The sequence below is a fragment of the Streptomyces oryzae genome, assembly GCF_017676365.1.
GTDB lineage: Bacteria > Actinomycetota > Actinomycetes > Streptomycetales > Streptomycetaceae > Streptomyces > Streptomyces oryzae.
Genome location: NZ_JADKMA010000030.1, coordinates 34,903 through 48,817, shown reverse-complemented (window position 1 = coordinate 48,817; position 13,915 = coordinate 34,903). Strand labels below are relative to the sequence as shown.

11 protein-coding genes and 1 pseudogene are annotated in these 13,915 nt (G+C 69.9%); 4 read left to right on the top strand and 8 right to left on the bottom strand.

What is annotated here, in order from left to right; translation table 11 throughout:
• Nucleotides 1–30: 30 nt before the first annotated feature.
• Together ITI46_RS08845 and ITI46_RS08840 are read right to left on the bottom strand one after the other, a co-directional pair.
• Nucleotides 31–1,302: an FAD-dependent monooxygenase gene (locus tag ITI46_RS08845; RefSeq protein WP_209238879.1), complete on the bottom strand. Its 1,272-nt coding sequence runs from the start codon at nt 1,300–1,302 to the stop codon at nt 31–33.
• A gap of 32 nt (nt 1,303–1,334) precedes the next feature.
• The gene (locus ITI46_RS08840; protein WP_209238878.1) at nt 1,335–2,366 is read right to left on the bottom strand and encodes a 2,5-dihydroxypyridine 5,6-dioxygenase NicX family protein; all 1,032 of its coding nucleotides are present in this window, start codon (nt 2,364–2,366) and stop codon (nt 1,335–1,337) included.
• A 626-nt stretch (nt 2,367–2,992) separates the two neighbouring features.
• Between ITI46_RS08840 and ITI46_RS08835 the strand changes: the two genes are divergently transcribed.
• Both ITI46_RS08835 and ITI46_RS08830 read left to right on the top strand, forming a co-directional pair.
• Entirely contained in the window at nt 2,993–3,145 is a 153-nt protein-coding gene (locus ITI46_RS08835; protein ID WP_209238877.1) for a hypothetical protein, read from the top strand.
• 151 nt (nt 3,146–3,296) lie between these two features.
• Entirely contained in the window at nt 3,297–3,848 is a 552-nt protein-coding gene (locus ITI46_RS08830) for a DinB family protein (protein WP_209238876.1), read from the top strand.
• Nucleotides 3,849–3,946: 98 nt separating this feature from the next.
• Here ITI46_RS08830 and ITI46_RS08825 read toward each other — a convergent pair whose 3' ends face one another.
• The 4 genes from ITI46_RS08825 to ITI46_RS08810 form a co-directional block, all read right to left on the bottom strand.
• On the bottom strand, nt 3,947–7,369 hold the full coding sequence (locus ITI46_RS08825; protein WP_209238875.1) for a type 2 lanthipeptide synthetase LanM family protein: 3,423 nt from the start codon (nt 7,367–7,369) through the stop codon (nt 3,947–3,949).
• 131 nt (nt 7,370–7,500) lie between these two features.
• Entirely contained in the window at nt 7,501–7,671 is a 171-nt protein-coding gene (locus ITI46_RS08820; RefSeq protein WP_209238874.1) for a hypothetical protein, read from the bottom strand.
• A 345-nt stretch (nt 7,672–8,016) separates the two neighbouring features.
• A complete protein-coding gene (locus tag ITI46_RS08815; RefSeq protein WP_209238873.1) occupies nt 8,017–8,412 on the bottom strand; it encodes a hypothetical protein in 396 nt (131 codons plus the stop codon).
• Between the two features lie 375 nt (nt 8,413–8,787).
• On the bottom strand, nt 8,788–9,657 hold the full coding sequence (locus tag ITI46_RS08810) for an SMI1/KNR4 family protein (RefSeq protein ID WP_209238872.1): 870 nt from the start codon (nt 9,655–9,657) through the stop codon (nt 8,788–8,790).
• Between the two features lie 106 nt (nt 9,658–9,763).
• Between ITI46_RS08810 and ITI46_RS08805 the strand changes: the two are divergent.
• Together ITI46_RS08805 and ITI46_RS08800 are read left to right on the top strand one after the other, a co-directional pair.
• A pseudogene (locus ITI46_RS08805) lies at nt 9,764–9,982 on the top strand (lytic polysaccharide monooxygenase); the annotation flags it as partial.
• Nucleotides 9,983–10,654: 672 nt separating this feature from the next.
• Nucleotides 10,655–11,308, top strand: a complete 654-nt coding sequence (locus ITI46_RS08800; RefSeq protein ID WP_307808099.1) for a hypothetical protein — start codon at nt 10,655–10,657, stop codon at nt 11,306–11,308.
• Between the two features lie 739 nt (nt 11,309–12,047).
• On the opposite strand, the gene ITI46_RS08795 is transcribed toward ITI46_RS08800, so the two are convergent.
• Both ITI46_RS08795 and ITI46_RS08790 read right to left on the bottom strand, forming a co-directional pair.
• Nucleotides 12,048–12,560 carry a GNAT family N-acetyltransferase gene (locus ITI46_RS08795; protein ID WP_247745686.1) on the bottom strand — a complete coding sequence of 171 codons (513 nt, stop codon included), beginning with the start codon at nt 12,558–12,560 and terminating at the stop codon, nt 12,048–12,050.
• Nucleotides 12,561–13,192: 632 nt separating this feature from the next.
• Nucleotides 13,193–13,861: a hypothetical protein gene (locus tag ITI46_RS08790; RefSeq protein ID WP_209238869.1), complete on the bottom strand. Its 669-nt coding sequence runs from the start codon at nt 13,859–13,861 to the stop codon at nt 13,193–13,195.
• Nucleotides 13,862–13,915: the final 54 nt, after the last annotated feature.

Below are 13,915 nucleotides of genomic sequence, written 5' to 3'. Positions count from 1 at the left end.
GCAGCAGGGGGACGGGCCGGGCCGGTGCGATCAGCGGGCGAAGCGGTAGTCGTAGGCGCCCAGGTCCGGGTCGTTGAGCGGGGTGCCGCTCCACAGCCAGTCGTAGGAGACGTCGGACTCTCCGTCGAAGCCGCGCCTGAGCAGTTCGTCCCTGGCCTCCTGCTGGGGGCCGTCGGGGTAGTGGTAGAAGGTCTTGTTCTGCAGCGACGCGTCCTGGACCATGCCGGCGTGCTTGGCCCGCCGGTCGACGTAGCGGCGCAGCGCCACCTCGATGCCGTCGGCGGTGACCCGGCCCAGTTCCTCGGCGAGGACAGCGCCGTCCTCCATCGCCTGGGAGGCGCCCTGCGCCTGGTAGGGCAGCATGGCGTGGCAGGCGTCGCCCAGCAGCGCCACCCGGCCGTTGACCCAGACCGGGTCGCGGCGGCGGTGGTAGAGGGCGAAGGCCAGGACGTCGTCCTTCGCCTTGGACAGCATCGCCGCGGCCCGGTCGTCCCAGTCGGAGTACGCGTTGACGAGATCGTCGGAGGTCGCGGACCCGGTCCACCGCTCGGCCACCTCATCGGTGCACGGGACGCAGCCGACGATGTTGAGGTACTCCCCGCCGCGGATCATGTAGTGCACCAGATGCCGGCCGGGGCCGTACCAGATGGTGCTCTGGAAGCGGTCCATCAGGAAACGGGTCGCCGGGTCCGCGGCGATGAGGTCGCCGGGGATCAGGGCCCGGAAGGCCATCTCCCCGGAGAACTCCAGGGTGTCCGGCAGGCCCATCAGGTCGCGGACGCGGGAACGGATGCCGTCAGCACCGATCAGTACGTCGGCCTCGTAGTGCCGGCCGTCATCGGTGACGGCGACCGGGCGGCGGGAGTCGCCGTCCTCCAGCGCGGTGACCCGGCTCCCCGTGCGCAGTGCCACGACCGGTCCGGGTCCGGCCGGGTCGGTGCAGGCGTCCGTGAGGACCTGGTGCAGATCGGCGCGGTGGTAGTGCCAGTACGGCGCGTTGTAGCGCTCTTTGCAGATGTCGCCGAGCTGGGTGAGCCCGACGATGCTGCCGTCCTTCCACCTGCGCCGCACCTGGTCCTGCGGCTCGGTGCGGATGGCCTCCAGCTGCTTGCGCAGCCCCAGCCCGAGCAGGATGCGGCTCGCGTTGGGCGCCGTCTGGATGCCCGCGCCGATCTCGCCGAACCGCGGCGCCTGCTCCAGCACCGTGACCCGCAGGCCCCGGTGCCGCAGCGACAGCGCGGCGGTCATCCCGCCGAGCCCGCCTCCGACGATGACGGCTTCGAGCGATTGAGTAGCTGCCATGTGTTCTCCAGGCGCAAGTACGGCAGGCGGTATCAGAAGTCGGCGAGTCGGCCCGCGGTGACGACCTCCTGGCCGTCGACGGAGACGGTGCAGCCGCGCATGGCGATGTCGATATGCGCGTACGACTCACGGCCGAGGACGGGGTGCGGGCCCGTGGACCACAGGAAGTTCCCGGCGAACGCCCGCGCGTCCATGCCCATCAGCTCTTCCTTGCCGTACAGCGCTGTGGCGAACCAGTCGGCGGTCCGCATCAGGCCCCAGCCCATGTGGGACAGGCTGCGCGCCCATTCGTCGTTCGCGTCCTCGAAGAATGTGTCCAGCAGCTTGGCCTCGGCCCCTCCGGACACCTTCTCGATGTTGCCGCCCGCGATCTCGAGGGTGACCGGCTGACGCACGTACTCCTTGAACGGCAGCAGGATGTCGCCCTCGTCCAGCACGATCCGGCCGTCGGAGAGCTGCGGCCAGCACAGCACCATGGTGCTCGGCCAGTGGTCCCACCGTCCCGGATCATCGGCGAAGCCCACCTGGAACTCTGGCTTGGAGCCCGGGAGTTCGACGACCAGGTCGGTGCCGGCCTCGGAGGTCACCCGCATGACGGACGCGCTCTTCAGCAGCTCGACACCCTTGAGGACCTCCGCCTTGTCCTCCTCCCTGGGCAGGTTGCGGATGAGGACGTCCGGCGCGTCACAGACGAACAGGATGCGGGTGCCCGTGCGCAGGATGTCCTGCTGCAAGGGGGCGTGGATGAAGCCTTCCCGCGTGAGGTCGACGACCAGATCGGCCGTCTTGAGCAGCTCCTGAGCGGTGGAGTCGTTCAGCACCGCGCTCAGGCCGGGACCCGCGCCGGTGCGGGTGCTGTCCGAGGGGGACGGGTTGCCGCCGGGGACGGTGGCGGCGATGACATGCGCGCCGCATGCCTTCGCCGCGCCGAAGGCGGCCGCTACGTAGTCCCCGCGGCTGGTCGGCTCGGAGAGGACGACGACGTGCTCGTCGGGCTGGAGCTTGCACAGCTTCAGCTCCTTGGTGAACGCGTCGAGCAGATCAACAGAGGTGAGGTCGAGCATGTCTCGCTCCTGAGCGATGGAAGGGCGGAGAGACGGTGATCGCACGGCTCGAGCGTGCGAGTGAGGCGCATGGAACCAGCCATGCGAACAGACGCCGACGTTCCCGGCTGCAGTGCCCTGGAACGCCGCTGACGGGAATTAAGCCGAGCACGTACGATCTCGGTCTGACAAGGGGGTCGTCGTAAATTTGAGGTGACCAACCTAAGTGACGTGCGTCACATCCCCCTTGTCACTCTGCTTTGACCTGGGCTTTCTCGTGCTCTCCCTGGCGCTCCCCGGCGTTGCCATATGGCCGGGCGTTGAACGAGTGAGGCGCGGAGTCTTGCGCGAAGGAAGTCATCCGTGCTCGGATCTCATTCATCCGCATCCGGACTATGCGCCCGGAGGGAGGCCATCACGCTGGCTCAATCCCAACGGTGCGCGCTGCCCCGAGGAGGGCTCCGATGTCCCAACAGGCGCTGTCACCACCACACCGCTCGGGCAGGTCCCGTTCCTCGGCCGGTCTTCAACTGCCGCTGCCGCCGTCCCACTCACGGCTGTCGATCGTCAGCAACATCCATGCGGGGTTTTCGCCGTCCGGGTGAGCGCTGCGCACGATGGTGGGGCGACAGGACGGAAAGCGCACGGTGAGGCTGGAGATGCCGGCCCCGGCCCACGAAGCAGGCTTCAAAGAAGTCCGACACCTGCCGGGAGACCCGCTCGCCGAACGCTACTTCGCCGGTCGCGCCAACAGCCTTCACCCGGCAAGCGGCGAGGACCTCCTTCTGGCCACCACCTGAAGGGCGACGGCAACTGGAACGGCCAGTCCACTGGATCCCGTGTGCGGCACGAACAGATGCCCGCCCTGCGCCGCCATCGCGGGCCGACCCCATGGGCGGCACCGCCCGACGCGGCTTCCTGGAATGGCTGTCAAAGGCTCATGATGCAGGGATGAAGATTCCCGACAGACGTATCGAACTCTTCGCCGGTACTGGCAGTGGCGACCGGTTCAGCGGCCCTGCGGTAGGGGACGAACGGCCCATGCTCATTGCCATGCTGGAGGCCCAGCGTGCCACCCTGGAGCTCAAGTGTTCCGGACTCGGCGCGGAGTTGGCCATGCGGTCCGTGGCCCCGTCCTCACTCTCGCTGCTCGGCTTGGTCCGGCATCTCGCCGACGTGGAGCGCCGCTGGTTCCGGGCCGTGCTTGCCGGGCACGACGTTGAGCTGCGCTTCTCCTCCCCGGAAGCTCCGGAGGGCGACTTCGACGGCGCGGCCCCTGCCTCTGAAGTCGTCGCCGAGTCCTGGAGGGCCTGGCAGGAGGAGGTCGCATTCGCGCGCACGTTCACCGCTGAGGCCCCTCACCTCGACATCCAGGGCCGTGACGCGTGGCGAGGAGCGGTCTCGCTGCGGTGGGTGCTCATCCACATGATTGAGGAGTACGCCCGCCACAACGGACACGCCGACCTGCTCCGCGAGCGGATCGACGGAGCCGTAGGGGTGTGACCGAAGTGCTCCAGGGTGTACAGGGCTCCGCACAGCACCTGTCGGTCCGGCAGCGGCTTGGGCCCGGACACCCCCCCCGGGCGGCTGATGGCCGACGGTCACCGCATCGGCGGGTGCAGCAACAGCACGGAGGGGACTGTCCCGGGGCTCGCGAAACGGAGCAGTTGGTATCCCACCCCCGAAAGCCCCGTCAGGAGTCCTGGCGTTTCGCTCCTGGTCGGAGAGCCGCATACCCAGCCCCGGTGGGCGGCGTGGTCCAGCTTCTGGCCGAGCCGCAGCATCAAGCCGCCCGGTTCGGACAGTCCGGCCCGTTCCGCCAGCAGCAGGAGTTCGAGGTTGCCCAGGTCGCCATGGCACATGCTGTCGCTGCCGCGCCCGGTGAGCCGGTGTGCGGTGTGCGTGTCACCCGGACGCAGCGCGGCTCTCGCGTCGGCTGCCAGCGCTTCGTCCCGGGCTCGGCCCCGTCCCCGTGTCTCGTCCCGGCCGGTCGGCCCGGGCCTGCCGAGCAGATCGAGCCGGGACATGCCGATACCGGCAGCCCCGTGGCACCACAGCGAACGGAACAGGGAGGGCGCATCCGTGCGGAAGTCGGGCCAGTTGCCGGCCTGTGCGTCGAACACGTCGGTCTCGTACGCCAGCCCGCCTGCCACTGCCACCGCGCACCTCTCATCCAGAGCGCCGTCGGTGAACGGCGCGAGCCGGGAGAGCGCGGTGATGATGCCGGCCACTCCATGTGCGAAGCCCGTCAACGGCCGGCGGCTGTTGATGCGGTGGTGCTGCCAGGCCAAGCCCTCGCCGTCCGCGGGCACCGCCCCGTCGACCAGGTGCAGCGCCACCTCGTGCAGCAGGGCGCGCGCTCGGCCGTCAGCGTCGTGACCGGATTCCACCAGGCTCAGCAGTGCCAGTCCACAGCCTGCCGAACCGGCCACGACATCGGAGGCCTTGGTGCGGCCCAGAGCCTGTTCCACCACGGAGAGCACCGGCTCCCGCGCCGCCGCGGTGAAGGACGTACCGCCGAGCAGTCCATCGAGATGCACCAGGAAGTACAGCGCGCCAGTCCATGGACCGAAAGCTCCGATGTCCTCCTGTGCACCGGTGCCCTCCCTTCCTCCGAACCCGGACCCGGACCCGGACCTGGCCCCGGATCTGGCCCCAGACCCGGAGAGCCCGGCGGCCCGGTCCCGCAGCCTGCGCACCACCTCCTCGGCGACGTCTTGAGCCAGGGCTGTGAACCGTTCCTGGCCGCTCGTACGGCCGAGTTGGGCGAGGAAGAGGCCGATGCCCGGTAGCCCTGCGTAGAGGTCGGCTTCGAGTGGTGCCAGGTCCCATACGCCGTGCGCCACCGGCTGTGGTGCCAGCCAGCCGATGCGGCCGTCGCGGACGAGGGCGAGGCGCCGTACCTGGTCCCCGAGCGCCGTGGCGGCGCTGACCAGTTCCCCGGCGTCGGCGGTACGCGCCCGCTGCGGCCCGCCGACGCCGGGCGACTCGGGGGGTTCCGTCAGCGGTGCGGTTTCCCGGGCGCTTGCGAGAGCTTCGGTGATGACGCGCTCCTGCAATGCGCGGTCGTCGGCGTTCATCCCCGCGATGCGGCGGCGCACCGAGTTCAGGGCCGGCTCGCGGAAGAAGGCGGGGATCTTACGCCCGTCGTCGAGCAGCAGCTTCCGTGCCCCAGGGAGCGCCTCGAACAGCGGGATGTCGCCGCGCAGCACCGCCGCCATCTCGGCGCGTACGACAGCGCCCCCGGCGTCACCCGCATACCGGCCGGCGCACAGCCGCGCCGCGCTGCGTTCACGTTCCAGCGCGTCCCGGAGGAAGTCCGGGTGTGCGCTCTCGGCACACACCTTGCCGTAGACGAAGCTGGCCCGGGGCAGGAAGCGCACCGGGGTACCGGCGAAGCGGTCCAGCGGCCCGCCGGGCGCGAGGAGTTCCTCGCGGTGTGCGGTCACCCAGTCGTAGCCGAAACGGAAGCCCGCCAGAACCTGGGGCACGTGGTCGGACGGGTCGGCGTGCGTACCGTCCGGCTGCCGGGGTCTGTTCGCGCCGCCCGGCGTCGCCACATGCTCCCAGACGATGTGCACCTCGTCCGTGCCCGCCTTCTTCTCCATGGGAACGGGCACCACTGACGGCTGGTGCTGTCGGCCGTTCATACCGCTGTAGTCCGCTGCGGGTACTCCGGCCGCAGTGGCGTCGAGCAGCACCTTGGCGGGCAGCAGCGCGGTGGACCGCACCGACTCCCGCAGCGCGACAAGGGCCGGGTCCTCGGTCCGGGGCCCGTCCGCCCCGGCTCCATTCCCCCGACCGCTCTCTCCACCGCTCTCGGCGGCGCCCTCCTTAACGGGGGCGACGGGTTGCAGCAGCGCTTCCACGTCCACCAGGACCGGGTCGGCCCCCGCCGCGATGACGTTCTCGTGGTGGAAGTCGGCACCGCGCAACGCGTGTACGAGAGCCAGCAACGCGCCTGAACGCCAGTAGAAGTCCGTGATGTCCCGCGCCGACGCGCAGGGTTCGGGCGTCACGTGCTCCGCCCAGCCGTGATCCGGGTGGCTCAGCACACGCGGAGCGCGCAGACCCAGCGGGCTGTCCGCGCTGAAGCGGGTCAAGAAAGCGGCGAACTGTGCGTCCACCGCGAGGGAGCGGGGTTTGTAGAACACCGAGGGCGCGTGGTGGAAGTCCACCCGGCAGACCGACCGGCCCCCTCTGTGCGCGTCCCCCTGGCCGAAGTCGACAGCTGCCACACCGCGCGGGTCCGCACCGGCGAGCAGACCGGCACGAAGCTGCGCGAGATCATCGCGCAGATGACGTGCGAACCGCACCCGGTCCGCCACCCAGCCGTCCAGCAACTCCACCACACATCGCGCCAGCACCGGGTAGGCGGACCAGATCCGGTTCTGTTCCGCGGCCGTGCCCAGCAGGTCGACGAACAGGCCGTAGCGCTCCCTCGGCGTATGGCCCGCGGCCAGCCGGCCCGCGACGCGCGCCACGTTGATCTCCAGGATCATGGTGGGCTTCAGCAGCGCGCCCAGACGCTGGACCGGCACGCTCTCGTCGAGGACTTCGCACAGCCCGTCCAGCTCGGCGGGGAACGGGCCGAGGCGGCGCAGCTTCGTACGCAGCCGGCTCCGAGCCTGCCGGACCAACGGGTCGGCGACACGCAGCAGACCGGGCAGTCCAGGCAGACCGGGGGGCTGGGTCAGCGGCTCCGGGCCGGCGGCACGTATGCGGTCTGCCCATGGCGGACGGGCCGGCAGGCGGGCGCCGAGTGCTGCATGCTCCTCGCCGAGCAGCCGGTGCAGCAGGGGCGGCGTCAGTCCGATCGCGCGGAGCCCGTCGGTGAACCGGTCTCCGGGGCCACGGAAGGGGGGCAGGGACTGCCAGCCGGCGAGCTTGTCGGCCGCCGTGGCCGGGTTGATGGGCTCCCGTGGTCTCGACGCGGGGGTCACCCGCTCCCGCGCGTAGCGGGCCGGGCTCCAGAAGTCTTCAGCCAGGGCTGACCCGTTGCTGTGGGGACGGGGAAGGCTCAAGACTGTCCTTTCGCGCGTCGACGTGTCCGCCGTCGCACCTGGGTGACGTATCCGTCATCGCGCCGGGGCGGACCCCGGCCAGGATCGTGGACCGGCGCCGGCCCCCGGGCGGGGACCGGCGCCGGGGCAGGTCAGCCGCAGCAGTCGAAGAACGGCTGGGTGGACACGGTCACGGCGCCTGATGTGGCGCCCTCGTCGGGGAGGTCGGCGGTGAGGTCCACCGTGCCCGCGGGGTGGCCAAGGCCCGGGGTGAGCCCCTGGGTGTGCGCGGCCGCCTGGCCGGTGTTCACCGTGTCGTTCATGTAGGTCTCCTTTTCAGTACACGTTGGCACGTAGGCACGTAGGAGGGAACGGATCTACCCTCAAGTCCGTTGCGCCCAGGCGCCGTTGGCGCATCGGCATGGCAGATCCGCTGGGAGACTAGCCTTCTGGATGTTCGTGAGGAAAGTGTTGAGCTTGTGGAATCCTGAGGCATTTTTGGCAGGCGCTGCCCAGGTCCCCATCCCGGCCCCAGGTAGCGTCCGGAGGGCCCACGGTAGCCCTGAGCTGTACGACTACGGCGTGACCGTCGCAGAAGACGGGCGGCCGTCAGTACGTGTTGCGCCTGGAACCCGTTCGGCGCGGCGGCGCCGCCCGCGGCATCCCTGTCAGTTCAGGCTTGCCATGAAACCGCCGTGGGCGGCCCCGGAGCCGAGCTGGAGGGCCCAATCGAGGATCTCGGGCAGTTCGTCGAGTGACAGGACGACCGCGCCACCGGCTCGTTCGGCGTCCGTGCACCAGTCGCCCATGTCGCCAGGCGCGGTGGCCCCATGGGCTGTATCGATCACCGGCGCAGCGAGGGCCGGGATGAGGAGTCCGGCATCGCCGGGCCCGTCCACGACACACAGAGTGAGTTTGGGAGTGATGCTCCACCCCTCGCACGGGGGCACCGCCCCGTCCAGCGCGGTCACCGTCGGCAGAATTTCATGGACCGGCGCGTCGGACAGCAGGAGCACCGGAGTGGCACCCCGAACGAACAGGGTTTTCTCGGGAGGGAGAAGCATTGCGCCACTGTGACAGGCCGAGCTGGTCGGCGGGACTGCGGGGCGGCAAGCCGCAGACGCGGACGGAGGACAGCCACCGCCGACGTCGCGGCGGCCCGGTCTCAGCCTCGTCCAGGGGAGGAAGCTCCTTCGGCGGATGAGCGGTCCGGTCCGGTTCGAGGCCCGGCGTGTGCGGGTGCACCAACACCGGCCGGCGTTCCCTCGGCGGTGTACCGGTGCCCGTCGGCCAGGTGGAACGGGCATTGCCATGCTGCCGGGGCAGATGGCAGCCGGGTGCCGTGAGTGCTGGGGTCGTACGTTCTGCACCCGGCTCCTGGCCAGGCGGCTCACCTGACGGCGAGGACTCCCGCCCCCCGGCGGCACGTCCGGCTCCTCTCAGGGTTCAGGGCGGACTTCCGCTCGCGGTTCCCAGGAGGAGGTGCCATGGACCGTGGCGATGGATTCCACCGGGCACCCCATGAGATCCACAGCGGCCAGAACCGCAGCACGGGCCGCCTCGCAGTCGGCGGGTGGGAAGGCCACGCGGAGCTGGTGCCCGTAGGCCGTCTCGTATGTCAGCTGCCAGCCGGTTCCGGTCATGACGAAGTGGTCCTGGCGGTTGCCCCGGTACGCGTAGCTGCCGCGGTCCGCGGTGGGCGCGAGGGCGTCGCGCAGGATGCGCAGGCGCTCGCGGTAGGGCAGCGGACCCTCGCCCAGGCGCACGTAGACGTGGTCGCGGTCGATCGCCGCGTCGAACCAGGGGGCGATATCGTCCTCGCGGGGCAGGAGTTCCGAGGTGACCTGGCCGCTGATCCACCTGTCCAGGAACGCGGCAGCTGAGCAGCCGTACCGTTCGTAGTCGTTGTCGCGCGACCAGATCACCACCGGCCAGGACTCCGGGGATCCCTCGGTCAGCCAGCACAGCTGCGCTGCGTTCTCGGTCACCGCCCAGGTGAGCAGCCCGCCAGGTTCCGGGAAGAGAGGGTAGGGGTGCTGCTCGGGAAAGAGTTCCCGCGACGGGCCGAAGTCCTCAAGGAGGCTCCCTTCCAGCCGGACCGGGTTGTCGTCACCGAACGGGGTGCACAGACACAGCGCGCCCCAGAAGTCGCCACGGCCGTAGGTCTCCACCAGCTGCTTGTAGTCGTCCGGCAGCGGGGTGCCCAACTCCTGTTCCACGACGGCCCAGTCACCGTGCCCGTTCACCGGCTCGACAGGCGGCGGTACCCGCTCGGTGATGCGGGGCAGAGGGGTGTGCGCTTCGGTCATGCCCTCACCTTCGCACCCCGGCCCAGCCGCTCCCGCACCGGGCAGGGCGACTCCCGCCCCCGCTTCGGGCGCGGCCCGGCCGCTGTGGCGCTGGGGGTGACCACCGGTGTACGTCACCAAGCAGGCTTCGACCCCACCGCGCAGGCGGATGGGCTGGGACGACCTCGAACTCGTCGCCGAGACGAGCAGCTACGGGCCCGCCAACGGCTACGAGATCCCGGTCAGCACCTCCGGTTACAGCGGCCGCCACGTCGTGTACACGATCTGGAAGGCCTCACACATGGACCGGACGTACTACCTGTGCAGTGACGTGAACTTCGGCTGATCCGGCATCCGGCTTCTTCCGTGAAGCGTCGCCCGGACCGCGCTCTGCTATCGCACGGGCCGGCTCGCTCTTTGGCTGCAGCGGCGTCGGTCAACCACTGAGTGGTGGTGGTGACCTGTCGCACCGAACGTTGAGCAAATCTCGTCGAAGGCTGACGGACTGCAGTCCATCTCATCGAAGGTCAAGTACGCAGGATCAGCGTGCTTCGGCAGCGGACCGCATGCTTGCCTGGCCGGCCGCACCCGCGATCGGCTGGAGGCTCATGCCGCGCTGCCCCGTCGGCCTCTGGACGTGTGGCGTTGGCGGAGGCGCGGCGAAGTCATGGTGCCTTCGAATGTCCCAGCGGAGGTGGCGTGGCGGCTGCCGACACACAACTGCAGCGCAGCCGCAGGCGAAACCAAGCGTTCTTACGCGCTGAGATCTGCGATTCTTCTCCTGGCCTCTGGAAAAAACGACAGGAAGGACACGGGGATGAGCGGAAGCGGGGGCGGAGCGCCATGGAATCCATACAGAGGACAACCGCCGGGACCGGGTTTGCCACCCATGCCGCCGGCGGGACCGTGGCCGCCGGTTCCGGCTCGCCCGCTGACCTTCGGACGTCTCTTCAATCCGATCGCCGTGGGGCGTGCGGTGTTCACGCCGTCCCGGCCGGACCGTGTGAACGACCCGGTCGTGAAGAAGGTGCAGGTCTTTCGGACGGTCGTCGGCCTGGCCGCTGTCACGTGGATGCTGTTGTCCTACGGGCTGGCCTCCGACGCCGACTCCGTGCTGGACGACCGCTTCGGCCAGATCCGCACCACCCTCATTGTGCTGGGGGTGACGTTCCCGGTCGCCGTCACCGTCTTCATCGCGGCGGCCCGCCCGCCCAACCGGCGCCTGTTCCTGCGCCGCGCGGCCAAGCCCGCCGGGGCCCTGCTCGCGTTGGTCGTCACGCTCGCTGTGCCGAGACTGATCACCGGGCTGGGCTACGTTGACGAGAACACGAACTGGACGGCGTCAGCAGGGCGGGTGGTGCTGCTGTTCGCCCTGGGTGCCTTCTCGTTGTGGCTCGCCCCCTTTGGCCTCTACGGCATCGCGCAGTCACTCGTGCACGTCTTCCGGACAGCGGACCTCCACGAGACGATTCCACCACTCCTCGCGACGCTGCTCGTTTGGGAAGTCGCTCTCGTCGACGTGTTCCGTGGTGCCTACGAGGGTGTGCCGTTCGGAGTGCGGGTGGCCTTCATCCTGGGAGCCCCGCTGACCGTCTCCGCCGTGGCGATGTGGGAGCTGCGGCGGCTGCGTACGCGGCACGGCATCACCCTGCGTGCAGCACTGCTTCGCTGAACCGTCGCGAGGGAGGTTGGCTGCCCCCGGCCACTGTCCAACCCGTACCTGTTCAGTACCGTCGGCGATCACCGGTCCGCTGCCTCAACGCTCCGACGCCGTACTCAGCCTTCGATGAGAGCCGCTTACCGGATTCGGGCCGATATTCGTCTGTGGTGAGTGAGTGGCACGGTCGTGCAGGACCGTAGGGCACGTGGCCGGATGCCCGACGGTCAGGAGCTCGACGCCGGTGGTACGAGCGCTAAGCGATCCTTCCTGCCCGCCCCACCCGGCGGGCACGTGAGGTGAGAGGACGTGCCGGATCAACGGCAGCAGCCCGTCAGGACGGCCCCGGCCGAGGGCAGTTGAACCATGCCGGTCGCGGAAGGCCGCAAGACGTGGGAGCGCGTCATGCCCTCATGACCACCATCGCTCACAGATCGTCATCCGATCGTGGCCGTGACATGGCAGGGGCCGCAACGGTCCTGCGAGCATGAGAGCGAAGTGGCCCGTGCGGCCCTCTCGGCGACCGTCGGCGTGCCGCTGTGGCAGGCCGAAGGCACGAGTTGGTGTTCGGCGACCGGGTGTGTGGTCTCCTCGTAGAGCTCGGCGAGGGTACCGCGCCCGAACCTGACGATCGTTGCTGAGCGCTTGGTTTCGGCAGCCTGAATGAGCGCGCAGATCAGCCCCCAGGCCCAGCCCAGCACGGCTCGCTCCGGGCGGCGCCCCGGGGCACGAGCCCGGGGGGCTGTAGGAGGGGTCAGACGCCGAACGCGGCGGGGTACTGGATGGTGCCTGCTGGGATCGGCCGGGTGTTGTCCAGAGCCATGGCCATCATGGCTTCGTCAGGTACGTCGAAGGGGGCTCGGATGCCGAAGCGGGAGGCCGGCGTGAAGCCGAACCGGGGGTAGTAGTCGGCGTGTCCCAGGACGACAACGAGGTTCTCGCCCATCGCCCGGGCGGCGGTCAAGGCGGCGCGGATGGCCGCGGAGCCGGCACCGGCGCGCTGGGCTGCGGGCAGTACCGCGCACGGGGCCAGGGCGAGGGCGGGCTGACCGTCGACGTGGCAGCGGGTGAGCAGCGCGTACCCCACCGGGAGGTTGTCAGGGGCTGCGGTGACCATCGACAGGCCGTCGATCCACGCCTTCGGGTCAGCGCGCAGGGCGTCGACGATCTCGGCCTCGGCGGCGGTGGGGAAGGCCGCGAGGAGGATGTCTCGGACGGCGGGGATGTCGTCGGCGGTTTCAGGACGGGCGTTCCAGGTGGTGGTCATGGTTCCGTTCTTTGTGGTGTCGTGGGGTTGAGGAGGTGGGCGGCGTCGTTGTCGTCGCTGCCGTGTTCGCATCGCATATCGATGTCGGTCGGCCCGGTGTGCGGCCAGGGCCTCCGCCATACCGGGGCCGTTGTGAATCCGCTCGGGCATGCGCTGGGTAAGCGGTGCGTAGTACTCGTCCAAGTACCGCGTGCAGCACCGGTACGTGACAGGTGGTGGCAGGGCACACGGCGGCCCAGCCGTCCGAGCATGGCGGCGGCAAGCGGATCCCTCTCATCGGCGGCACCAGCAATCTCCGCAGTGAGGATGTCGGCGTCGGTGACTGCTTCGCACGAGTCCGAGCCGTGTTCGGCTCGCACGATGCGGGTCGGGACCAGGCCGGCTTCGCGACAGAGCCCGAAGGCGTGCTCACACGCCGGGGATGAACGTCAGGTCAGACCCGGACCCGCCGTGAGGATGTTCCGGCGCGCGCTGCACACGGCAGCGGCCTCAACAGCAGACATCAACTCACTCCCACTTCTGGGTCCCGAAGACGGCCCCGATTGTCTCAGCTCCGCTGACGTCAACACACCCCATTTCCCGGGCGTCGACGAAGCCGGGAAAAGGAGGGAACCGGTGCACTCCCCGGGGGCTCAGCTCCGGTGGTGGAGCAGGCCTGGAAAGTGGCGGTGCCAGACAGCATCGACCCGCGGGGCGGTGCCGGACCACGCCTGGCGGCAGGCGGAGCCCTCCCGATGAGCTTCGCGGGGAAGGTACCCGTCGAAGAGACACCGCCCCCGGAACCTGCCGTCGAGCACCGCGGCACACTCGGCGACGGGCGAGATCCCCCCGTGCCGCACGGTGCTGAACGCCCCGTCTTCCCACCGGAAGGCCACCCGCGCGTGGTGGTCGACACCGCGGGCGGTGAGCAGTTCGCCGTTCACGAAGAGGGCGGCGTGTTCGTGACCGAGCACACCACCGAAGGTGCTGTCGCTGACGAGCAGAACGGGCGCGGCCAGGCTGAGGAACGACCCGAGGCGGTGGTCCGACGCGTCGAAGGCGTCCAGCGGGTCGGCCTCGCCCGGCACGGCGGCAGCCACGCGCCAGGCGTCCGGGTCAGCGGGTTGCAGCGCGGCTTCGTCCACCGCGAGGCGGCCGCCGGTCCCGTACTCCAGCTCCCACGGGTCAGGCAACAGCCACCCGTCCGGCAGGCCACTCCCGCGCGTTTGCAGGGCATGGCCCGAACCTCCGGGGATCACCACGTCGAACAGCGCGAACACCTCAGCATCCAGCGTGAACACACCGGCCAGATCGAAACCCATCAAAGGACCGTCTCACGCAGGGGTGTCTCCCGCACAGCGGAGTGCGCCGCCTTT

Excerpts from the sequence above, each read along its gene's own strand:
- ITI46_RS08845 (WP_209238879.1), bottom strand. The coding sequence starts at position 1,302 with ATGGCAGCTACTCAATCGCTCGAAGCCGTCATCGTCGGAGGCGGGCTC.
- ITI46_RS08840 (WP_209238878.1), bottom strand. The coding sequence starts at position 2,366 with ATGCTCGACCTCACCTCTGTTGATCTGCTCGACGCGTTCACCAAGGAG.
- ITI46_RS08830 (WP_209238876.1), top strand. The coding sequence starts at position 3,297 with ATGAAGATTCCCGACAGACGTATCGAACTCTTCGCCGGTACTGGCAGT.
- ITI46_RS08820 (WP_209238874.1), bottom strand. The coding sequence starts at position 7,671 with ATGAACGACACGGTGAACACCGGCCAGGCGGCCGCGCACACCCAGGGG.
- ITI46_RS08815 (WP_209238873.1), bottom strand. The coding sequence starts at position 8,412 with ATGCTTCTCCCTCCCGAGAAAACCCTGTTCGTTCGGGGTGCCACTCCG.
- ITI46_RS08810 (WP_209238872.1), bottom strand. The coding sequence starts at position 9,657 with ATGACCGAAGCGCACACCCCTCTGCCCCGCATCACCGAGCGGGTACCG.
- ITI46_RS08795 (WP_247745686.1), bottom strand. The coding sequence starts at position 12,560 with ATGACCACCACCTGGAACGCCCGTCCTGAAACCGCCGACGACATCCCC.
- ITI46_RS08790 (WP_209238869.1), bottom strand. The coding sequence starts at position 13,861 with ATGGGTTTCGATCTGGCCGGTGTGTTCACGCTGGATGCTGAGGTGTTC.